The organism is Brevibacterium sp. CFH 10365 (assembly GCF_009299785.1).
GTDB classification, from domain to species: Bacteria; Actinomycetota; Actinomycetes; order Actinomycetales; family Brevibacteriaceae; genus Brevibacterium; species Brevibacterium limosum.
This window is the reverse complement of the sequence record NZ_VIGO01000020.1, coordinates 1-486: the sequence shown is the minus strand read 5'-3', so window position 1 is coordinate 486 and position 486 is coordinate 1. Positions and strand designations below refer to the sequence as shown.

Below are 486 nucleotides of genomic sequence, written 5' to 3'. Positions count from 1 at the left end.
AGCGACCCCTTCTATCCTGACGGATAGTGGGGCTAGTTAAAAGGTAACGGGCGGAAAAGGGGACTAGCCTCGATTTTTCACGGTATGGCTCAGGCTCATGATTCTGGCGCTATGGAGCGCATTCGTTTCTGATTCTGCCATTCGGGCATGACGCGACCACCGTGTCTCGCCACGGTCCGGCGGGGGCTCCCGACCCCAGTGGTTTCCTCTACTCGATCGGACACGGACACCAGCATGGCTATCCCGGTTCGGGTCCTGGTAGGGCTCGTAGTCGGTTCAGGCCGCCGACGATGTCTTGAGCGAAGCGGGCGGTGTTCTTCATATGCACCACGGCTCGGCGAGCGGTCCTCGCGATTGTGGCCGGGATCGTGTAGAGGTGCATGCGCAGTCGCTTCGGCTCCCACCGCCGAATCTCGTGACCGGAGAAAGCCAACATCCCACTCCAGGCCTGGAGATCTCCGGCGAGGGCGACGATGGCCAACCAGA

General features: G+C 61.3%; 1 pseudogene. It reads right to left on the bottom strand.

What is annotated here, in order from left to right:
• Positions 1-238: 238 nt before the first annotated feature.
• Positions 239-486: pseudogene (locus tag FHG09_RS19640) on the bottom strand (IS1380 family transposase); the annotation flags it as partial.